This window comes from Undibacterium sp. Di26W (genome assembly GCF_049340265.1).
Classification (GTDB): domain Bacteria; phylum Pseudomonadota; class Gammaproteobacteria; order Burkholderiales; family Burkholderiaceae_D; genus Undibacterium.
Window position 1 is genome coordinate 24576 of record NZ_JBMPOR010000032.1, and the last position, 19806, is coordinate 44381.

The 19806-nt window shown below is 52.2% G+C and carries 22 protein-coding genes; 6 read left to right on the forward strand and 16 right to left on the reverse strand.

The window, feature by feature from the left end; genetic code table 11:
* Position 1: 1 nt before the first annotated feature.
* From ACO0LM_RS26310 to ACO0LM_RS26365, 12 genes are all read right to left on the reverse strand, one after another.
* Positions 2–388 (reverse strand): ribonuclease domain-containing protein, encoded by a 387-nt coding sequence (locus ACO0LM_RS26310; protein WP_423041565.1) that lies wholly within the window; start codon positions 386–388, stop codon positions 2–4.
* A 202-nt stretch (positions 389–590) separates the two neighbouring features.
* Positions 591–1796: a patatin-like phospholipase family protein gene (locus ACO0LM_RS26315; protein ID WP_423041513.1), complete on the reverse strand. Its 1206-nt coding sequence runs from the start codon at positions 1794–1796 to the stop codon at positions 591–593.
* 125 nt (positions 1797–1921) lie between these two features.
* Positions 1922–2233: a type II toxin-antitoxin system RelE/ParE family toxin gene (locus ACO0LM_RS26320; protein ID WP_423041515.1), complete on the reverse strand. Its 312-nt coding sequence runs from the start codon at positions 2231–2233 to the stop codon at positions 1922–1924.
* The gene (locus ACO0LM_RS26325; protein WP_423041517.1) at positions 2211–2489 is read right to left on the reverse strand and encodes a type II toxin-antitoxin system ParD family antitoxin; all 279 of its coding nucleotides are present in this window, start codon (positions 2487–2489) and stop codon (positions 2211–2213) included. The genes ACO0LM_RS26320 and ACO0LM_RS26325 overlap by 23 nt, the downstream gene beginning before the upstream one ends.
* Positions 2490–2796: 307 nt before the next feature.
* The gene (locus ACO0LM_RS26330) at positions 2797–3555 is read right to left on the reverse strand and encodes a 3-hydroxyacyl-CoA dehydrogenase (RefSeq protein ID WP_423041519.1); all 759 of its coding nucleotides are present in this window, start codon (positions 3553–3555) and stop codon (positions 2797–2799) included.
* Between the two features lie 278 nt (positions 3556–3833).
* A complete protein-coding gene (locus tag ACO0LM_RS26335; RefSeq protein ID WP_423041521.1) occupies positions 3834–6071 on the reverse strand; it encodes a sodium-translocating pyrophosphatase in 2238 nt (745 codons plus the stop codon).
* Between the two features lie 266 nt (positions 6072–6337).
* Positions 6338–6994: an adenylate kinase gene (gene adk / locus ACO0LM_RS26340; protein WP_423041523.1), complete on the reverse strand. Its 657-nt coding sequence runs from the start codon at positions 6992–6994 to the stop codon at positions 6338–6340.
* A gap of 197 nt (positions 6995–7191) precedes the next feature.
* Positions 7192–7950, reverse strand: coding sequence for a 3-deoxy-manno-octulosonate cytidylyltransferase (gene kdsB, locus ACO0LM_RS26345; protein WP_423041525.1), 759 nt, complete (start codon positions 7948–7950; stop codon positions 7192–7194).
* Positions 7951–8026: 76 nt separating this feature from the next.
* Positions 8027–8215: a Trm112 family protein gene (locus ACO0LM_RS26350; RefSeq protein WP_422989670.1), complete on the reverse strand. Its 189-nt coding sequence runs from the start codon at positions 8213–8215 to the stop codon at positions 8027–8029.
* A complete protein-coding gene (gene lpxK / locus ACO0LM_RS26355; protein ID WP_423041527.1) occupies positions 8196–9224 on the reverse strand; it encodes a tetraacyldisaccharide 4'-kinase in 1029 nt (342 codons plus the stop codon). Before lpxK ends, ACO0LM_RS26350 begins: the two co-directional genes overlap by 20 nt.
* 115 nt (positions 9225–9339) lie before the next feature.
* On the reverse strand, positions 9340–9789 hold the full coding sequence (locus ACO0LM_RS26360; protein WP_423041529.1) for an ExbD/TolR family protein: 450 nt from the start codon (positions 9787–9789) through the stop codon (positions 9340–9342).
* A gap of 2 nt (positions 9790–9791) precedes the next feature.
* The gene (locus ACO0LM_RS26365) at positions 9792–10397 is read right to left on the reverse strand and encodes a MotA/TolQ/ExbB proton channel family protein (RefSeq protein WP_422989664.1); all 606 of its coding nucleotides are present in this window, start codon (positions 10395–10397) and stop codon (positions 9792–9794) included.
* A gap of 290 nt (positions 10398–10687) precedes the next feature.
* Here ACO0LM_RS26365 and ACO0LM_RS26370 point away from each other — a divergent pair, with 290 nt between their 5' ends.
* The 4 genes from ACO0LM_RS26370 to ACO0LM_RS26385 all read left to right on the forward strand — a co-directional run bounded on the left by ACO0LM_RS26370 (position 10688) and on the right by ACO0LM_RS26385 (position 14742).
* A complete protein-coding gene (locus ACO0LM_RS26370; RefSeq protein ID WP_423041531.1) occupies positions 10688–10891 on the forward strand; it encodes a hypothetical protein in 204 nt (67 codons plus the stop codon).
* A 677-nt stretch (positions 10892–11568) separates the two neighbouring features.
* A complete protein-coding gene (gene xseA, locus ACO0LM_RS26375; protein WP_423041533.1) occupies positions 11569–12930 on the forward strand; it encodes an exodeoxyribonuclease VII large subunit in 1362 nt (453 codons plus the stop codon).
* A 178-nt stretch (positions 12931–13108) separates the two neighbouring features.
* Positions 13109–13687 (forward strand): superoxide dismutase [Fe], encoded by a 579-nt coding sequence (sodB, locus tag ACO0LM_RS26380; RefSeq protein ID WP_423041535.1) that lies wholly within the window; start codon positions 13109–13111, stop codon positions 13685–13687.
* 182 nt (positions 13688–13869) lie between these two features.
* Entirely contained in the window at positions 13870–14742 is an 873-nt protein-coding gene (locus tag ACO0LM_RS26385; protein ID WP_423041537.1) for a DMT family transporter, read from the forward strand.
* Between the two features lie 62 nt (positions 14743–14804).
* Here ACO0LM_RS26385 and ACO0LM_RS26390 read toward each other — a convergent pair whose 3' ends face one another.
* Genes ACO0LM_RS26390 through ACO0LM_RS26400 form a run of 3 tightly spaced genes read right to left on the reverse strand, consistent with a single transcriptional unit; the run spans position 14805 to position 17052 of the window.
* On the reverse strand, positions 14805–15752 hold the full coding sequence (locus ACO0LM_RS26390; RefSeq protein WP_423041539.1) for a hypothetical protein: 948 nt from the start codon (positions 15750–15752) through the stop codon (positions 14805–14807).
* The gene (locus ACO0LM_RS26395; RefSeq protein WP_423041541.1) at positions 15749–16687 is read right to left on the reverse strand and encodes an ABC transporter ATP-binding protein; all 939 of its coding nucleotides are present in this window, start codon (positions 16685–16687) and stop codon (positions 15749–15751) included. Before ACO0LM_RS26395 ends, ACO0LM_RS26390 begins: the two co-directional genes overlap by 4 nt.
* Entirely contained in the window at positions 16684–17052 is a 369-nt protein-coding gene (locus ACO0LM_RS26400) for a GntR family transcriptional regulator (protein ID WP_423041543.1), read from the reverse strand. Before ACO0LM_RS26400 ends, ACO0LM_RS26395 begins: the two co-directional genes overlap by 4 nt.
* Positions 17053–17254: 202 nt before the next feature.
* Here ACO0LM_RS26400 and ACO0LM_RS26405 point away from each other — a divergent pair, with 202 nt between their 5' ends.
* The gene (locus ACO0LM_RS26405; RefSeq protein ID WP_423041545.1) at positions 17255–18157 is read left to right on the forward strand and encodes a DUF2785 domain-containing protein; all 903 of its coding nucleotides are present in this window, start codon (positions 17255–17257) and stop codon (positions 18155–18157) included.
* A gap of 13 nt (positions 18158–18170) precedes the next feature.
* Here the strand turns inward: ACO0LM_RS26405 and ACO0LM_RS26410 are convergent, their stop codons facing one another.
* Positions 18171–18863 carry an aspartate/glutamate racemase family protein gene (locus ACO0LM_RS26410; protein ID WP_423041547.1) on the reverse strand — a complete coding sequence of 231 codons (693 nt, stop codon included), beginning with the start codon at positions 18861–18863 and terminating at the stop codon, positions 18171–18173.
* 105 nt (positions 18864–18968) lie between these two features.
* On the opposite strand from ACO0LM_RS26410, the gene ACO0LM_RS26415 reads away from it, so the two are divergent.
* Positions 18969–19778, forward strand: a complete 810-nt coding sequence (locus tag ACO0LM_RS26415) for a helix-turn-helix domain-containing protein (RefSeq protein ID WP_423041549.1) — start codon at positions 18969–18971, stop codon at positions 19776–19778.
* Positions 19779–19806 lie beyond the last annotated feature (28 nt).

The following is a 19806-nucleotide window of genomic DNA, read 5'->3' on the forward strand; positions in this document are numbered from 1 at the left end:
TTTACTCTTTAATTCGTCGAAAACTTTCGTAATGGTCTTCTGTGTAATAGTATTCACCCGACGTCTGCGGGTTAGCGCCGGCAATGATGCGACGAACACCGCGACTACGGGCGCGCGGCGTTTTTACCGTGTATTCATGGTAATAACCGCGTTTCTGCTTGGGAAGTCTGGCTTCATAATTACCAAATACGACGCCATCTTTATCGTAGGGGAAAGGTCCACCCTGCTTGATCAGCTGCAATGTCGTTTGTGCTTCTTTTGGCAACTCAGCCACATTGACATAGGCAACATTCGACAGGCCGCCAGTGTCTTTGGCAAAAGAGGTAGCAGCGAGCAAAGCAAGCGCCAGAAATACCAGCCATTTTCTAAAAAATGTTGGATTTACCATTATTTTCAAATCCGCACGTGCTTAAACAGGGCATAGAGTAACGGTTTGTCCATGATGAATCAATCATTGTTGCACTTGTTACAATGTAAAAATGCGTGGATTTGTCATATTTGTGACAGAAAAATGCTCGTGAGAAATGAATGCATGCGAAGTGTATGCGATAGCCGTGCTTGACCGTTTCCCACAGTTAACAATAATGAATTCAGGCGGCAGCCTGCCTTTTTGCCTCGGAATTAAAAAAGCACAAGACATCGTCGCTGCGGGCACGGGTATCGCGCCTGCCGAGTTCTATCAGTTCCCGCGTATAGCTGGATTCAAACAGCAGGTAAGATGCCAGTGCCGAGCCGCGCGCTTCGGTGGCACCGATGCCACCCAGCATGGTACGGACTGGCAAAGGCAGACTATTGGTATGGCGGCTGGCGATTTCATCCAGCCTTTCGGAAGGGGCAATGACCAGGATATCCACGGGGCGCAAGGGGGTTTTTTCCAACAGTTCCGGCGGCAGCATGGACAGGGTTTTGTTGACCCGCATCAATCTTTCTATATCCACTGCCAGACTATCCAGAAAAATGCTCGACAAGGCATGGCCAGCGATCTGCGCCAGGCTGGGGTAACGGGCGGTTTCGGTACTGACGCTGGGTGGCTCGGCCAGGCGACCGGCACCGACGATCATGATTTTCTTGGCACCCAGATGGATGGCTGGCGAAATCGGTGCCAGTTGGCGCATGGAACCGTCGCCGCAATATTCCATGTGGCCACTCCAGTTCAGCGGCACCGCAGGAAAAATGAAAGGTATCGCCGACGACGCCAGCAAATGCTGGACGCCGATGAAATCGCGCTGCGCCAGACGCTGACTCCTGATCCAGGGTTCAATATCGGCCAGGGTCTGGTAAAAGGTCAGATGCTGACCCGCAGTGTAGGATGAAGCAGTCACCGCCAGCGCATGCAGGCTGCCATTTTGAAAGGCGCCGTCAAGGCTGGACAGATCCAGCATGCGCGTCAGCAATGCTTCCAGCGGTGAATTATCAAGCAGGGAATTCGGTGGTGCCTTGCGCCATTTATTCAGCAACCAGCCAAACGACCATAAGGTCAGCCAGCGTGCGCCGCTACGCATCACACCCAGCGAATCGGCACGGTACACTTGCGCCGCTTCAAAGTTTTCCCAGATATGCAGCATGCGCTTCAGCGCATCGCCAAAATCATCCGCACCGCAAGCCAGCGCCGTCGCATTGATCGCCCCGGCTGAGGTGCCGCAGATAATGCCAAACGGATTTTCCGCCGGATGCCAGCCCGCCTCCGCCAGGATCGCCGCGATTTCATTCAGCACCCCAACCTGATAGGCAGCACGCGCACCACCCCCGGTCAAGATCAATCCTGTCGCAGCATTCTTGCTATATGGTGTAGGCATAAAAAAAGGGCAAATCCAGATGTGCCCTAGTGTAGTAGCCTACTAACAATTTGTCATGCTGCATGGCACAGTGAAACTGCTGCACTCGGGAAATACAACATCCCGTCATTAGTTGATGGCGGAATTCAAAGATATCCACCGACATCCACTCGCTCATGAAGAATGCGGGCAATCCGAATTTCATGCTCACCAATTTCATAAAAAACCAGATGAGACCCAATCAGATGTAATCGGCAGCCATCAAACAAATCATCCCTGATACGGCCAATAGCCGGGTGGTTTGCCAGCAAGTATATCCCCTGCTCTAATTTGTCTGCATACGCATCCATCTTATTTTCACCCCAGGTCTGAAGGGTATATTGCAAAATATCGCTCAGATCCTGTTGCGCCAAATCGGAAAGAACAACTTCAAAATTATGGGTTATCTGTTGTGACAAGAGGATTCACCTTGCGCCCTGTTTTTGCGTTTTTTATGGCTTTGGCTTTACTTGCATTCATGTCGAATACGGTCGTTCCCCCCCCATGAAGTTGGTCGACACCACGTTCAAGCTCCTTACGCAAAAGCGTATGCTGATCACGCTGCTCCATCAAACGTAAAGCCTCACGCACGACTTCACTGGCGTTGTTATACAAGCCACTTTCAACCTTGGCCTTCACCAAGGACTCCAACACTGGAGTCAAGCTAACATTCATAGTAGCATCCTCAAGAAAAATTCAGACCCAAGAAGAATAACAAACTTTGTCAAAGTTTGACATAATTTTCCCAAATCAACCTGATACTACAGAATTAAATTGCCATGAAGTGCTGAGAAAGCGTAGCGAGCGCAAGTTTGAGTTAAGAAGCGCAGTAGCTTTTTTTCTCTCAACACACTGAAGCGCAGTAAGTGCTGAGAAAGCGTAGCGAGCGACGCTAGTTTTGATTAAGAAGCGCAATCGTACTTAAGTACGATGAGCATCGCAGATCAAAAATCGCGCCGCGCAGTAGCTTTATCAGCACTTACTACTTGGGTTGCATGCGAATGGCTCCGTCTAACCGGATAGTTTCCCCATTCAACATCACATTTTCAATAATCGACTTGGCCAGGCTCGCATATTCATCCGGCTTGCCCAGGCGTGACGGGAACGGGACCATCTTGCCCAGGGCATCCTGCACTTCTTGTGGCATGCCCAGCAGCATCGGGGTTTCAAAAATGCCGGGGGCGATGGTCATGACGCGGATGCCGCTGCGTGACAGGTCGCGCGCCATCGGCAGGGTCAGGCCGACGACGGCGGCTTTGGAAGAGGCATAGGCTGCCTGGCCGATCTGGCCGTCATAGGCAGCGACAGAGGCGGTATTGATGATGATACCGCGCTCGCCATGTTCGGCCGCGTCGGTCTTGCCCATGGCGTCTGCTGCCAGGCGACACATATTGAATGTACCGATGAGGTTGATGTTGACCACGCGCTGAAATACGTCCAGCGGATGGGGGCCATCCTTGCCCACGGTCTTGACGGCAGGGGCAACGCCGGCGCAATTGATCAGGCCACGCAGGGTGCCCATGGAGGTAGCGGCATCCACCACGGCTTTGCCATCGGCTTCGGACGTCACATCACATTTGACGAACTTGCCAGCCAGTTCTGCCGCCAGCTTTTCACCGGCTTCGACCTGCACGTCGGCCAGCACGACCTTGCCGCCATTGGCAACGATCATTCTTGCAGTTGCTGCGCCAAGGCCGGAAGCGCCGCCGGTGATGATAAATACATGATGTTGGATTTGCATGGTGGTCTCTCTCAGCGAATGATTTTTATGACGCGGGTTGATAGCGGGTTGATAGTATTTATTGGGAAGATGATATTTTCTCTTATTTACGTTTACGTAAACGTCACACATGCTTATTGTAGCGAATATTCTTCTCAAGACAAAAATAAAAATGGCAGCGACTTTCTCGCTGCCATTTTCAATGCTGATTACTGTCGTGTGGCTAAACATCGCGCTGCATACACATACACACAGCTAAAACACATACACACAGCAAAACTGCAAGCCAGCGGTCTGCCTTATTTGCTGGCAGATGCCGGTTCAGCCATGGGCGGTGGTGGTGGAACATCCATAGGGGCCGATGCTGATGATGCTGCTGCCGTGGGCACCACTGGTGCAGCAACCGATGCAGAAGCTGAAGCTGCCGGTGCCGCCGTCTGTGCAGGCGGGCTAGCGTGACTGCTGGCTGCTGCCGCTGTCGTCGCTGCCGATGTGATGCCAGTAGCAGGCAACAAAGGTACCAGCAACAGGGCCACAATGTTGATGATCTTGATCAGCGGGTTGACTGCGGGGCCGGCGGTATCCTTGTAAGGATCACCGACGGTGTCGCCCGTTACTGCTGCTTTATGGGCATCCGACCCTTTGCCGCCAAAATGACCATCTTCTATGTATTTCTTGGCGTTATCCCAGGCACCGCCACCGGTGGTCATCGAAATGGCCACAAACAGGCCGGTGACGATGGTTCCCATCAGCAAGCCACCGAGTGCAGCCGGCCCCAATAACATGCCAACCAGGATAGGCACGATGACAGGCAATAGCGAAGGAATGATCATTTCCTTGATGGCCGAGGTGGTCAGCATGTCCACCGCCTTGTCATATTCGGGTTTGCCGGTGCCATCCATGATGCCCTTGATTTCCTTGAACTGGCGGCGCACTTCCACCACCACCGCACCTGCTGCACGGCCCACGGCTTCCATCGCCATGGCACCAAACAGGTAAGGGATCAGACCACCGATGAACAGGCCGACGATAACTTGCGGGTTGGAAAGGTCAAACGAGGTACTCTTGCCTACCGAATCCAGGGCATGCGTGTAATCGGCAAACAGCACCAGTGCCGCCAGACCGGCAGAACCGATGGCATAGCCCTTGGTCACCGCCTTGGTGGTGTTGCCGACGGCATCCAGCGGATCAGTAATGGCGCGCACAGAAGCAGGCATTTCCGACATTTCGGCAATACCGCCGGCATTGTCGGTAATCGGGCCATAGGCATCCAGGGCAACGATAATACCGGCCATAGACAGCATGGATGTGGCAGCGATGGCGATGCCATACAGGCCAGCAAGTTGAAAGGAAACCAGTATTGCGGCACACACTGCCAGCACTGGCCAGGCCGTCGATTTCATCGATACGCCCAGACCGGCGATGATATTGGTGCCATGACCGGTAGTCGATGCCTGGGCCACATGCTGCACGGGTTTGAAGTCGGTGCCGGTGTAATATTCAGTGATGTAGACCATCAAGCCGGTGAGGACGATACCGACCAGCGCCGAGCCCATCATCTTCATGCGCATGACTTCATCCGGCCAGACTTGCCAGGTGACAACGGCAAAACCGATCAGTGACAGACCGGCAGCCCACCACAGACCGGTGTACAGGGCCGACATGATTTTCTTGCCCGGCTTGGCTTTGACCATCGAGCAACCGACGATAGAAGCCAGTATTGACACCGCCCCCAGCAACAGCGGATAGACGATGGCTTCGGTCACATTGCTGGTCACCACCAGGGCACCCAGCAGCATGGTGGCGATCAGGGTCACCACATAGGTTTCAAACAAGTCAGCGGCCATACCGGCGCAGTCACCGACGTTGTCACCAACGTTATCGGCAATCACGGCGGGATTGCGCGGATCATCTTCGGGGATGCCGGCTTCAACCTTGCCCACCAGGTCGGCCCCAACGTCAGCGCCCTTGGTAAAGATACCGCCACCCAGACGGGCGAAGATGGAAATCAGCGATGCGCCAAAGGCCAGGCCGATCAGGGGTTTGAGAACGTCATGCTGGGTCAGCGTACTGCCAGCCGCATTGGCCACCAGTATCCAGTAAAAAATGGTCACGCCCAGCAAGCCCAGGCCAACTACCAGCATGCCGGTAATTGCGCCGCCTCTGAATGCGACATCCAGGGCTTCATTCATGCCCTTGGTGGCTGCCTGTGCAGTCCTGACATTGGCCCGCACCGATACATTCATGCCGATGAAGCCGCAGGCTCCCGACAGGAACGCACCAATAAAAAACCCAATGGCGGTGATCAGGCCCAGACCGGGCATGGCGGCAATGGCAACAAACAGCACCACGCCAACAATGGCAATGGTGCGGTATTGCCTGGCCAGGTAGGCGGCTGCGCCCTGTTGAATAGCGGTGGCAATTTCCTGCATACGCGCATTGCCGGCATCCTGTTTCAAGATCCAGCTACGCGATATCAGGCCATACAGTACGGCAATGACTCCACATGCGATGACAAACCAAAGACTTGCTGCCATGTTGACTCCTCCTGTTGTTATGGACACGCCTGCCTTGTGGGCAAACATGTTTTTTTGACGACAAAGTAAAACAAGGACATTTCTTCATTCTTACGATACGGCCCTATCAGAGCCAAATCAGAGCCAAATCAGCTCTTGGATAAAAATGAAACCTGCACACTGCGAAACTTGTTCGTTACCCATATTTTTGGAGTGTCATGTGAGTGACATGACCTGGCTTGGGCTGGCCAAAAAAAAGCGGACAATCGAGTCCGCTTTTTTAAAACTTATTCTGCCAGCGCAGCAAATGCGCTGTCGCGGATAGTGTCTACCGGTCCGACACCAGCGATCTTGCGATATTTAGGCGCGCCAGGCTGACCGGATTTAGCCCAGTCGCCATAGTAAGACAGCAGCACTTCAGTTTGTTCGTGATACACGGACAGGCGTTTCTTGACAGTTTCTTCCTTGTCGTCGTCACGCTGTATCAGGTCTTCACCAGTCACGTCATCCTTGCCTTCCACTTTAGGTGGATTGAATTTGACATGGTAACTACGGCCAGAACCGGGATGAACGCGACGGCCACTCATACGGTCAATAATGGCTTCATCAGGGACAGCAATTTCCAGTACATAGTCTATCGTGACGCCGGCATCCTTCATCGCATCTGCCTGTGGCGTGGTGCGTGGAAAACCGTCGAACAGGTAACCATTGGCGCAATCTGGCTGTTTCAGTCTGTCTTTGACCAGGCCGATGATGATGTCGTCGGACACCAGGCCGCCTGCATCCATCACCTTTTTAGCTTCCAGACCCAGCGGTGTGCCTGCCTTGACTGCAGCACGCAACATGTCGCCAGTAGAAATTTGAGGAATATTGAATTTTTCTTTAATGTAATTGGCTTGTGTACCCTTGCCGGCACCCGGCGCTCCCAACAAAATAAGACGCATTTTTAATTTCCTAAGACGAGTTTGAATTTTTTGTGCATGTATGGAACATGCCACCATTTATTTTTTATGGTCGGCACGGCTATTTTGCTTTTTTTCTTATTTAGCAGTGATAACACAGTATCTTTTCACGAAACTTACCACAATTTTCCCGTTTCTTGATGCTTTGCCACGAAATCCGGGCTAAGTTCGCCGTTTTTTTATTTCTTATCAATAAAGAATTGCCTGACCCGCAGCAAGTCTTCTGCCGTGTCCACCCCTGGCGCAGGGCTGGAAGCGGTCACGTGGACGGCAATTGCGTAGCCATGCCACAAGACCCGCAATTGTTCCAGTGCCTCGATTTGTTCCAGTGGAGAAATAGCAAGTTGCGGATATTTTTTTAAAAAATCGTTGCGGTAGGCATACAAACCAATGTGACGCAAAGGTGCATAGCCTGCCGGGAATCCGGTACGGCTGACAGCAAATGCATCCCTGTGCCAGGGAATGGTGGCGCGCGAAAAATACAGGGCGCGGCCATGTTTGTCCAGGACCACCTTGACCACATTCGGGTTAAAACCGTCGTCTACTGCATGGATGGGGTGGGCGGCTGTTGCCATGGGTACATCGGCATTCACCAGGGCGGCAGTGGCGGCGATCAGGGCCGGGTCGATCAACGGTTCATCGCCCTGCACGTTGACGATGACGGCATCATCGGCCAGGTTCATGCCTGCAGCGACTTCGGCAATACGGTCCGTGCCAGATGGATGGTCAGCCCGTGTCATGCAGACGGGCACGCCATGGGCCTGGCAGGCGGCCACAATGTCAGCATGGTCGGTTGCCACCATGATGGCGCTGGCACCGGATTCCAGTGCGCGTTCAGCCGTGCGTACCACCATGGGTTTGCCGCCGATATCGGCCAGCGGTTTGTTCGGCAGGCGGCTGGACGCCAGCCTGGCCGGTATGATGGCAATAAAACTCATGCCTGTAAATCCAACATCATTATCACACTTAGCATACTCAGCATTCTCAAACTATTGAGCCTATACAGATTCAAACTCAGACTCTTGCCGAGACTTCTTCTGGCGTCAGCGCACGGGCCTGGTCTGCCCACATGATGGGAATATCGTCCCGAATCTGGAAAGCCAGTCTGTCTCCATAGCAAATCAATTCCTGGCTGGCTTTGTGGTAGACCAACGGTCCCTTGCACAAAGGGCAAACCAATACATCAAGCAGACGTGCGTCCATGCTTTTTCTCCGAAATCATTTGTATCAGCGATGCGGCAAAGCCGGCATCCAGTTTTGCTTCCACCGGCACGACCCAGATACGGGTATCGTCCAGCAAAGCCGCAATTTGCCTACATTTTACTGCATCCTTTTCCGTGATCAGGATGCATTCTGCATCTACCCGGCTAAAACTCTGTGCGTCATAGGCATGATGGTCAGGAAAAGCCAGCCCCTGGCACACCAGCCCCTGGCCCGCCAGCATGTCAAAAAACCGCTGTGGGTTGCCTATGCCGGCAGCGGCCAGCAGGTGCGGTCCACGAAAATCTTCCAGCGCTTTTTGCTGCTGCCTGTCATTCAAACGATAGGCAGCCCCGGCCTGCAAGTGCATGCGTACCGCATCTGCCGGTACGCCGGGTGCTGACAGGCTACTGCCAGCAGGCAAATTACATACAGTAAAATCACGGCTGCGCTGCACCGGTTCCCGCAAGGGACCGGCAGGAAGCAGCCAGCCATTGCCGACACCACGCTGATCAAACAAAATGATTTCGACATCGCGTGCCAGCGCATAGTGCTGCAAGCCGTCATCAGCCACGATCACATCCACTTGCGGATGGGCTGCCAGCAATGCCTGGCCTGCCATCACCCGATTGCGCCCTACTGCCACCGGGCACTGGCTGCGTTCGGCAATCAGCAGTGGTTCATCCCCCACCACTTGTGCACTTGAATGCGGGCCGACCAGGTTGACGCTATCAGCGTCAGCACCATAACCGCGTGAAATCACGCCAGGATGCCAGCCTGCCTTGCGCAATTCCTGCACCAGCCAGATCACCAGCGGTGTCTTGCCGGTACCTCCAACAAAGATATTGCCAGCCACCACCACCGGCACCGCCAGCCGGGTCTGCGGCTTGTAGCCCATGACAAACAGGCCAAAACGAAACATCACCAGCAATTGGAACAGTTTTGACAGTGGCCACAGCAGGCAGGCCAGCACGCCACGCTTTTGCCAGGCTTTCAACAACAGGCTTTCCATGCGGGTTCCTATGCCATGTTCAAAAAAAGAAACCGGGGAGCGATACACACTCCCCGGCTATCTGACAATGCGACTATACGACTATCAACGATACAGACACTGTCGGTACTAGTCCTTACTTGGACCTGGCCGATGCCTGCGCTGCAAAAGTGACCTTGGACATCCCTGCCAGCCGCGCTGCTTCCAGCACATCAATCACTGACTGGTGCGTGGCCGCACGATCAGCATTGATGATGATGACCGGATCAGGCTGGTTGCCGGTTGCCGCCGGGTCGAGTGCCGCTGCGGCTTTTTTCAAATCTTCTGCCAGAGTCAGGGTGTCGAGGAAAGACACTGCCTGGTTATTGATTTTGTAGCGCCCCTGCGCATCAATACCGATATCGATCTGGTTAGGCTTGTCCTGCGCCTTTTCGGCATCTGCCGTCGGCAAGGTGATCTGCAATTCGGTAAAGCGGCTGTAGGTCGTGGTCACCATCAGGAAAATCAGGATGACCAGCAAGACGTCAATAAACGGGATCAGGTTGATTTCCGGCTCTTCCCTACCCTTTCCTTTACGAAAATTCATGACTACTTCCTGGCGCTGTGGACAACGTCAACAAACTTGATGGCCTGCTGTTCCATGTCCACCACGATACTGTCCACCAGGGCACGGAAATGACGCCAGAACACCATCGCAGGCATCGCAATCATCAAGCCAAAGCCGGTGTTGTACAGAGCCACGGAAATACCGTGCGCCAGTTGCGCCGGGTTGGCACCAGATGCATTTTGTGAACCGAAAATTTCTATCATACCGACAACGGTACCAAACAGGCCCATCAAAGGAGCGAGTGAAGCGATCGTACCCAGGGTCGTCAGGAAACGTTCGAGGTCATGCGCAACGGCACTGCCGGCTTCTTCTATCGACTCTTTCATGACATCGCGTGGTGCATTGACATTGCGCAAACCCGCAGCCAGCACCTTGCCCAGCGGTGAATTGCCCGCCAGTTGTTGTATCACTTCGGGTTTGACCTTGCCGGCCTGGTACACGCGGATAACTTCAGCCAGCAGTGTCGGTGGCAAGATACGACTACGACGCAAAGACAGACTGCGTTCGATGATTAATGTCAGCGCAATAACTGAGGCAATCAGCAACAAATAAATTGGCCAGCCTGCGGCTTGAATGATGGCGAACAAATTAACTCCTTGAAGGTTCCTAAATCCAAGCCCGCAATGTAGCGCGTTGTCTGCCTGCGGGCAATAGCAGGCAGCAAAAAACTCTACACAAAATTTATCACCTCCCACAACTGTTTTGCACAAAATCTGTGTGCAAGCTTGTGGATAAGTCTGTGCAATCTGACTAAACCCATGATTTGTATGGATTTTTCATCGCTGCCAAAGAATTAGGCACAGCCAATCTGTGGATAAATTGGTATTTTCCAGCCAGTTTCCGGGCGTGGTTCTGCACATAATTTGTGGACAAGTTTGTGCAAAAGCCGGGTACAGATTGCCAAGCCCATGATTTCAAAGAAGATTATCGCCATGCCAATAATTTAGGCATGGCGCCTATTTGGCGCTGTTCTGCACAAGTTTTCAGCAGTTCAAAAATCCCTGGGGAAAACCCGTTTGTTTTACACAAAAATTGTGGACAAGATTGTGCATTACCCGGGGGAAAAGAGTTAAATCCATGATTTATATACAGGATTACCCCCTGCCAGAAAAACAGGCAAATCGCTCATTATCAGGTTTTACACCGTGTTTTAATCCATAGACCATGTAAAAGTGTGTAAAACAACAAGAGCGAAACAGTGCTCTGGGGAAAAACCCCATGTTTTGCACAATTTATGTGGACAAGATTGTGCAAAAGCCTTGGAGATGTGATCAAGTCATTGATTTATAATCATAAAATTGCCACGCCTAAAAAAGTGGCAAGAGGTATAAACAGTGGAAAACAATTATTTAATTGTCTTTTTCAACATTTTTCATGAGCACAAAGCTGCTTTCTGCACAAAATATGTGGACAAGTTTGTGTAAAAGCATAGGGAATCAGGGCAAGTCATTGATTTTATTCAACATTACTTCAGTGCCCGTATTTTGAGCAAAGGCAGGACTGGCCGCTGGCAAAAAGTTTTCAACAGCTTAATCACAATTTCTGTGGATAAGTTTGTGTACAAGCTTGGCAAATCAAGCCAAGGTCTTTGATTTGAAAGAGAATTTTCATATTGCCTTTTTCTTTTGCAGATTAATTCATATTAAAAATCAATGACTTAGAAGCTAAACTTTCATTTGTTTTGACATTGCAGAGGCAAAATGACATGCTGATGACCAATCCACGCTTCTGTGGACAGAATTTACGCCGCCAAGCTTTATGAACACTGATTCTCGTTTTGCAAACCCAGTAAACACGCCATCTGTGATGACAGTTTCGGCGCTGAACCAAGCTGTGGCGCAGCTTTTGGAACGCAACCTGCCGCTGACGTGGGTTTCCGGCGAAATATCCAACTTTACCCGCGCCGCTTCTGGACATTGGTATTTCACGCTGAAAGACAATGCGGCCCAAGTCCGGGCCGTCATGTTTCGTGGCCGAGCCCAATATGCCGACTTCCAGCCCAAAGAAGGCGACAAGGTGGAAGTACGCGCCCTGGTTACCCTATATGCACCGCGTGGCGATTACCAGCTCAGCGTGGAAGCCATACGCCGTGCCGGTGTCGGCAATCTGTATGAAGCCTTCTTGCGCCTGAAGGCGCAACTGACACAGGAAGGCCTGTTTGACGCTGACCGCAAACGCCCCCTGCCCACATTTGTCCGGACCATAGGCATAGTCACCAGCCCGCAGGCCGCTGCCTTGCGTGACGTATTGACGACTTTGCAACGGCGTGCACCGCATGTGAATGTGATCCTGTACCCGACCCCGGTGCAGGGTGACGGTGCCGGTTCCAAAATTGCGCAAGCCATCGCCTCTGCTGCTGCGCGGGAAGAATGCGATGTGCTGCTGGTCTGCCGTGGTGGTGGCAGCATGGAAGACCTGTGGGCTTTCAATGAAGAAGTGGTCGCCCGCACCATCGTCAACTGCCCGATGCCAGTCATTGCCGGCATCGGCCATGAAACCGACTTTACCATCGCCGATTTTGCCGCCGACATCCGCGCCGCCACCCCCACGGCAGCAGCGGAACTGGCAGCCACACCACGAAGCGAATGGATGCAGCTATTACAGCGCCACGCACAGTTGCTCAATCGCAGCATGCATCGTCGCCTGGATCACCATGCCCAGACCCTGGACTGGCAAAGCCGCCGTCTGATCAGTCCCAAATCCGCGATTGCCGCCCGCCGCCTGCAAGTCACGCAACTGGCACGTTCACTCAGTTACACCGCCAGCACCAGCCTGAACCAGGCCAGGCATGAGCTGGCACAACTGCGGCAAGCCTGGCAGGCACAGCGCCCCGGCGTCGCCACCCCCAGGCTGATACTGGCCGAATGGCAAAGACGCCTGCAAAACGCTGCCAAACGCAGCCAGGATGCCCATCGCCAGCAATTGCAGACCCTGCAAGCCCAACTGGAAATGCTGAACCCCCAGCGCACGCTGGAACGCGGTTACGCCATTCTCAGCGACCATAAGGGCAAGGTTTTGCGCAACACTGCTGAACTAAAACCGCAAACCCTGCTACAGGTCAGGCTGGCAGAGGGCACCGCAGATATAGGTATCAGCAGCGTGCAAGCCAGTCTCGACTGAGGGTGGGCTGACAAAAAAATGCTCCAGCTATATTGAAACTCACCAGATTGATCGTTTTGCCAAACGGCAGAGCACTTTGTATCAGTCTGCGTGCAAGCTTTTGTACAAAAGCATACAATGCTGGTCTGGCTTTTCCGGATTGCCGGAAATGGATAGACTCACGATAAAAGGACGCGATATGGAACATACCTTACCGGCACTGCCCTATGCACTGGACGCTCTGGCGCCACATATTTCCAAAGAAACGCTGGAATACCACTATGGCAAGCATCACCAGACCTATGTGACCAATCTGAACAACCTGATCAAGGGTACAGAATTTGAAAACTCTACACTGGAAGAAATCGTCAAGAAATCTTCTGGCGGCGTGTTCAATAACTCAGCCCAGATCTGGAACCACACTTTCTACTGGAATGGCCTGAAACCTAACGGCGGTGGCGCACCTAGCGGCAAACTGGCAGATGCCATCAATGCCAAATGGGGTTCTTTCGATGCATTCAAAGAAGCGTTCACCAAATCCTGCGTAGGTAACTTCGGTTCTTCCTGGACATGGCTGGTCAAAAAAGCCGATGGCACACTGGATATCGTCAACACATCCAATGCAGCCACGCCACTGACTACAGCCGACACACCGCTGCTGACTTGCGATCTGTGGGAACATGCTTACTACATCGACTACCGCAATGCGCGTCCAAAATACCTGGAAGCATTCTGGGCACTGGTCAACTGGGAATTTGCGACAGCAAACCTGGGCTGAGCCAACTTGTCATGATGCCAGCATCGTGACATATGCATGACAGATGAAAAAAAACCTGCGCTTGCACAAGCATCGCAGGTTTTTTTTCACCCATCGTTGAATGTGCCTGTGCGAAGATCATACCTCTTCATGGGTTGACGGATAATCATTCTGAACAACTCTTCGCCTCATTACTCACATCCATGCACACCAAAGCCTCACCCTTATTGCGCTTCCTTCCCGCCATTTTCATTTTCATCTGGGCATCCGGTTACGTAGTCGCCAAATATGGCCTGCCCTATGCCGAGCCGCTGACGTTTTTATGTCTGCGCTATCTGGGTGTGATCATCTTCATGCTGGTGCTGGCGCTGGCCATGCGTGCGCCGTGGCCAGAACGTCGTGCCTGGCTGCCGATTGCGATTGCCGGCGTCATGATGCAGGCCATGTATCTGGGTGGTATCTGGTGCGCCGTCAAGCTGGGTATGCCAGCAGGTGTGGCAGCGTTGATCGCCAATACCCAACCGATTTTCACAGCCTTGCTGGGCCCCATCATCGGTGAGCGCATTTACGGCAAACAATGGGCTGGTTTGGCACTGGGCATTTGTGGCGTGGCACTGGTGGTGGCCAACAAGATTTCTGTCATCGGTTTATCCGGCAGCAGCGTGGCACTAGCCGTCATGGCGCTGACTGCCATGACCATAGGCACCCTGTACCAGAAAAAAACCTGCCCCAACTTTGATGTCAGGACCGGGCAGGTCATACAGTTTGCCGCTTCCCTCATCGTCACCCTGCCATTTGCACTGATGCTGGAAACCCAGACCATCATCTGGACACCACAGTTTTTTGCCGCCATGGCCTGGTCGGTATTTGTTCTGTCCGGCGTTGGTATCTCGGTGCTGTTCATCATGATACGGCATGGCGAAGCCACCAAGGTCACCAGCTATATGTACCTGGTACCGGCAGTCACCGCCGCCATGGCCTGGCTGATGTTTGGTGAAAAACTGACGATGACGGCCATACTGGGCATGGTGGTCGCTCTGGCTGGTGTGGCGCTGGTGGTCAGGCCAGCAAGATAAAATCTTTTGAAGATAGAAGTGCGGGTCCCGCACTTCTACGATTGACTTCTTTAATATGTATTTCAGCTCATCGCACGCCTCTGGCGCAGGTAAATTGCCATGCATATCATGCCTGCGCCAAGAACTACGCCATACCAGAGTTCTGACTTGTAAAGCAACTCCCATGAGCCGCTGATCATATCATTTGGCCAGCCAGCAAAAGAATGTATGAAGTTTACTTTCTCGTCACTCACTTTTTCATAGGCAAACCATGAAGCGGGAATGATGCTTAGCAGGCTTCGTCCGAGCAGATTGAACTGTAGCCAGCGCACATTCAAATCCATACCTAAACTATTCTTCATGATAGTAGGCAACATGACGGTCACCACTGGTATCCCTATCGCCCATAATGCAGGTTTCACCCTGGCCCAAGATGACGTCAGCATTAGCCAGCCTACACCTGGCAAGGCCCACAAGACATAAATGGGTAGCAGTGCCAGGGTCTTTAAAGGTAGTAAATATGTTCTTGGATCGGTCAGCAGAGCAGTAAAAATATCTGCATGTAATCCACCGAATTTCAACTTCACAACCAGGATGATGACAAGGAACACCGACGCCAACAAGGCATACAAAAACGAAGCCAGCGGTAGCACTAACAAAGCAAAAATCAATTTGGATACGACGGTACTGGTAGCAGAAATGGGCATGGATTGCCAAAACAAAATACTTTTGTCATGCCTGTCGTTATAGAGCGAACTTAGACAATAGGCGCCAATTAACAGCGGTAGCACAAAACTAAAACAGGTCGCAGATAAAGAAAAAGTTTCGGTCAAAATAGTCAACATATACCGGAATTCTGCGCTATCCATATCTGCAGGAATGACAACTTTTCCATAAGCCCGAAAATTACCTAGATTTGAAAATGCAAAAACCAGAATTACAAGCAGCGCCAGAATTGCATTCACCCACACGAGCATGGTTTTATTTTCCCAATACTCACGGCGTAGTAACCAATAAACTTTCTTAATCATCGCGCTCCCCTCATCATGGCTACATAAATATCGGCGATTCCAGGTTGTCGCAAATCACCAAGTTTACACAAAACGTCTTTTCCAATACCGTCAAACAACATAATGGATCTACCAAATACAGAACGCTGATCAACGGGGCTAAGGGACTTTGCTTGCTCCAAAGACTCAGGATTCAAACTGACCTCGACAAACCGCGTACCCAATTGCTCCATGCTGGTATCGAGCACGATTTTTCCTTCATTGATAAAGATCACGTCACTGAGGATATGCTCCACCTCTTCCACCTGATGCGTGGTGATGATGATGCTCTTGTTTTCATCAAAATAATCTTCCAGCAGATTTTGATAAAACTGCTTGCGGTACAAAATATCCAGACCTAGAGTCGGCTCGTCCAGCACCAGCACTTTCGCGTCGATGGCCATGATCAGGGCCAGATGCAGTTGCGCCACCATGCCCTTGGACATGGCCTTGACCTTCATGTCCGGTTTCAGTTTGGTATTGGCGATATACTGCTCGGCTTTGGCACGGTTGAACCTGGGGTGTACGCCTTCGACAAAGGCAATCGCGTCTTTGACCTTGAGCCAGCGCGGTAAAATGGCGACATCGGCGATGAAGCAGACATCATTCATCAGCGCATCACGCTGGGTGCGCGGGTCCAGACCCAGCACCTGCATGTCGCCGTCAAAATCACCCAAACCCAGTATCGCATTGAGGGTGGTGGTCTTGCCGGAACCATTTGGCCCTATCAGGCCGACGATGCGACCTGGCGCGATCTCGAAGTTCAGGCCATCAAGCACAGGCTTCTTGCCATAGTGCTTGCTAATGCCACGGGCTGAAATGACGCTATTTACTGTGCTATTTACGGTGCTATTTACTGTGCTATTTACGGTGCTATTTACTGTGCTGTTCTCAGAGCTATTCACTGAACTGGTCATTTCATTTCTCCCTTATCCTGCAAGCCCGGTAATTGCTGCACATCCAGCCCCAGTCTGCGTATGCGTTCCAGCATGGCTGGCCATTCTTCGTCAATGAAACGCTGGCGTTCATTCGCCAGTAATTTATCGAGCGCTGTTGCTGTCATATACATGCCCACCCCTCTTCGTTTTTCGACCAATTCTTCATCTACCAATTCCTGATATGCCTTCAAGACGGTAATCGGATTGAGCTGATACTCTGCCGCGACCTGTCTTACCGAGGGCAAGGCATCCCCCGGCTTCAACAAGCCATCCAGCATCATGCCCAGCACACGCTGTTTCAATTGCCGATAAATCGGCGTCTGGTCGTTCCAGTTAACACTCATGCTTACACCTTCCTTTATGTACCAAGCGAGGCAACACAAATCCCGCTTTATTCCATGCTTCATCACTTGTTGATTAGTGTTGTAGTTAACTATAACACCAACTCAATCGTTATGTACAAGTTTTTTTGTGGGCTTATGACAAGACTTGTTTGGCGTGGCAAACTTGCTCATTTTCCTGCCATCTTTGATACGGACATTCACCATGCGTCACCTGAAGTCATTGCTCTGCCTGTGGACACTATTGGCAGTAATTGCAACCGCCTATGCCGATTGTCAGCCGAACTCACCTCTGCACAATGAGTTGAAAGCCCTGAAAGCGGATGGCTGGAAACTGGCCGATGATGACAAACGCCAGCAACTGGCGCTGTCGGCAGCAGATTGCCTGGGTGTGAGCAACCCGGAACTGCGCGATGAACTGGCCTTTGATGCGCTGTCAGCCTGGATGCGGGCCGAGAAGCTGACGGTGACTACCCTGACGGCTTTGCGCATCAGGATGCTGAATGCCGTGCAGGCGCCCGCCGCAGAAGAAACCAGTTTCCTGCGCCCGTTTGCCATCCTGACACTGGCTGAACTGGTGCGCGTGGACAGACGCAAACCCTATCTGACAGCCGAAGAACGCATAGATATCGTCAATGCCGGCAGCCATTACCTGACTCACCTGCGCGACTATCGTGGCTTTGATGAAAAAGACGGCTGGCGTCATGGCATTGCCCATAGCGCCGACCTGATGCTGCAACTGGCGATGAATCCTGCAATAGAAAAACCGCAGCATGAAACCATGCTGGCGGCGATTGCCTCGCAGGTTGCGCCATCCACGCATTTTTACCAATATGGCGAAGGCGTGCGCTTGATGACGGCCGTGTTTTTCCTGGCAAAGACACCCAGCTTCGGCGTGCGTGACTGGAATGTATGGTTCAATAAATTGATGGAAAACAGCATACAGGCTGGCCCCAATACCCAATATACAATGGCAAGGCTGGCACAAAGACATAATGTCAGCGCCTTTTTGCTGCCCCTGTATTTTTCTGTCAGAGAGAACACCGACCCGGTAATGAAAGAAAATTTCTTACCAGCTTTGCGGGAAGCGCTGCGCAAAGTAAATTAAAACACCCTTCCGCTCATAACAAGGCCCATTCAGCAGCACCGCGTGCATGAATGGCCGTGGTATCAAACAAGGGCACACCGGCATCTTCCTGACTAACCAGCAGACAGATCTCGGTGCAGCCAAGGATGATCGCTTCGGCACCGTTTTCTATCAGCCCTGCCATGATGCGGCGGTAGTGTTGACGCGATGCCGCATTGATTTTACCCAGGCACAGTTCTTCATAGATGATCTGATGCACGATGTCACGGTCGGGCAACGCTGGCACCAGCACTTCCAGGCCATGCTGACTATGCAGGCGTTCACGATAAAAATCCTGCTCCATAGTAAAGCGCGTACCCAGCAAGCCCACCTTGCCAAAGCCTGCCTTCTTGACGGCATGTGCAGTCGGGTCAGCAATATGAAACAGCGGGATCGTCACCGCAGACTCGATACTGGCTGCACGCTTGTGCATGGTATTGGTACACAGCACCAGAAAATCTGCACCCGCCAGTTCCAGTGAGCGGGCGACCTGCGCCAGGATGACACCAGCAGCATCCCAGTCACCCGCCGTTTGCAGTTTTTCTATCTCGTGAAAATCCACGCTGTACAGAATGATCTTGCCGGAATGCAGACCACCCAGTTTCTCTTTGATGGTTTCATTAATCAGGCGGTAATAAGGAATGGTGGATTCCCAGCTCATGCCACCGATCAGGCCTATGGTTTTCATTGCAACTCCTGTAGTTTGAATCAACCCTTATGGTTGATTCAGCCCCTATAATAGGCAGAGCATTTTTTCTACGCTATCAGGAAATTTCAGCCGGACGCTTTCACCATGAAGATGGAAACAAACTGGGCCACACTGGAACTATTGCCCGCCTCCCCGTACTCGGTGAGCGGACTATCCTCCTGCCCCAGCCTGGGTCTGGCATTTGCACGCCAGACGGGGGTGCATGCCATAGGCAGCGATGTGCGCCAGGACTTTGATGCCTGGCCGGGTGAGCTCGCCCTTGGTATGGCCGGTTTGCCACTATTTTCAGAATCTGCACATGGGGGTGAATATCTGCTCATGCACATCACCATGCCAGCGCTGCTGACAGCAATGCCTACCAGGCTGCCGCGCCAGATATTTCATGGCGACAAACAGGCTGTCATGCTGGCCTGGCAATTACGCCGCCTGCTAATACAAGCAAACCCGGATCCCCTGCTGCTGCAAGAAAAAGCAGGATTGTTTTTACAACGCGGTCTCGACTTGTCAAACCTGGCAAACCTGGCAAACCTGGCAAACATGCACAACACCGCTGGCAGTGCCTATGCCACCGATCGCGCATTGCATGGGCGCATACTGGATTACATCGAAGATCAGCTTGATACCCAAATCCATCTGGACGAACTGGCATCCCTGGCGCACATGCCTTTACTGCGTTTCTTGCGCAGCTTTACCCATGCCACCGGTAGCACACCCCATACCTACATCACTGAACGCAGGCTGCAAAGAGCCCGGCGCTTACTCAGGAATAGCAATTTGTCCATAGCTAATATCGCAATGGATTGTGGTTTTGCGCATCAATCCCATCTCGGCAGCCACTTCCAATCCAGCCTGGGTGTAAGCCCCCAGCAATACCGCAAATCAGCGTTGATGTAAGCAAAAAACTGAACCGATCCGCGTTCAG

What these genes read in the sequence shown, in the direction of transcription:
- ACO0LM_RS26400 (WP_423041543.1), bottom strand. Translation starts at nt 17,052, where the DNA reads ATGAGTGTTAACTGGAACGACCAGACGCCGATTTATCGGCAATTGAAA.
- ACO0LM_RS26330 (WP_423041519.1), bottom strand. Translation starts at nt 3,555, where the DNA reads ATGCAAATCCAACATCATGTATTTATCATCACCGGCGGCGCTTCCGGC.
- ACO0LM_RS26310 (WP_423041565.1), bottom strand. Translation starts at nt 388, where the DNA reads ATGGTAAATCCAACATTTTTTAGAAAATGGCTGGTATTTCTGGCGCTT.
- ACO0LM_RS26350 (WP_422989670.1), bottom strand. Translation starts at nt 8,215, where the DNA reads ATGGACGCACGTCTGCTTGATGTATTGGTTTGCCCTTTGTGCAAGGGA.
- ACO0LM_RS26395 (WP_423041541.1), bottom strand. Translation starts at nt 16,687, where the DNA reads ATGACCAGTTCAGTGAATAGCTCTGAGAACAGCACAGTAAATAGCACC.
- ACO0LM_RS26410 (WP_423041547.1), bottom strand. Translation starts at nt 18,863, where the DNA reads ATGAAAACCATAGGCCTGATCGGTGGCATGAGCTGGGAATCCACCATT.
- ACO0LM_RS26360 (WP_423041529.1), bottom strand. Translation starts at nt 9,789, where the DNA reads ATGAATTTTCGTAAAGGAAAGGGTAGGGAAGAGCCGGAAATCAACCTG.
- xseA (WP_423041533.1), top strand. Translation starts at nt 11,569, where the DNA reads ATGAACACTGATTCTCGTTTTGCAAACCCAGTAAACACGCCATCTGTG.
- adk (WP_423041523.1), bottom strand. Translation starts at nt 6,994, where the DNA reads ATGCGTCTTATTTTGTTGGGAGCGCCGGGTGCCGGCAAGGGTACACAA.
- sodB (WP_423041535.1), top strand. Translation starts at nt 13,109, where the DNA reads ATGGAACATACCTTACCGGCACTGCCCTATGCACTGGACGCTCTGGCG.
- ACO0LM_RS26390 (WP_423041539.1), bottom strand. Translation starts at nt 15,752, where the DNA reads ATGATTAAGAAAGTTTATTGGTTACTACGCCGTGAGTATTGGGAAAAT.
- ACO0LM_RS26335 (WP_423041521.1), bottom strand. Translation starts at nt 6,071, where the DNA reads ATGGCAGCAAGTCTTTGGTTTGTCATCGCATGTGGAGTCATTGCCGTA.
- ACO0LM_RS26325 (WP_423041517.1), bottom strand. Translation starts at nt 2,489, where the DNA reads ATGAATGTTAGCTTGACTCCAGTGTTGGAGTCCTTGGTGAAGGCCAAG.
- ACO0LM_RS26385 (WP_423041537.1), top strand. Translation starts at nt 13,870, where the DNA reads ATGCACACCAAAGCCTCACCCTTATTGCGCTTCCTTCCCGCCATTTTC.
- lpxK (WP_423041527.1), bottom strand. Translation starts at nt 9,224, where the DNA reads ATGGAAAGCCTGTTGTTGAAAGCCTGGCAAAAGCGTGGCGTGCTGGCC.
- kdsB (WP_423041525.1), bottom strand. Translation starts at nt 7,950, where the DNA reads ATGAGTTTTATTGCCATCATACCGGCCAGGCTGGCGTCCAGCCGCCTG.
- ACO0LM_RS26415 (WP_423041549.1), top strand. Translation starts at nt 18,969, where the DNA reads ATGAAGATGGAAACAAACTGGGCCACACTGGAACTATTGCCCGCCTCC.
- ACO0LM_RS26315 (WP_423041513.1), bottom strand. Translation starts at nt 1,796, where the DNA reads ATGCCTACACCATATAGCAAGAATGCTGCGACAGGATTGATCTTGACC.
- ACO0LM_RS26405 (WP_423041545.1), top strand. Translation starts at nt 17,255, where the DNA reads ATGCGTCACCTGAAGTCATTGCTCTGCCTGTGGACACTATTGGCAGTA.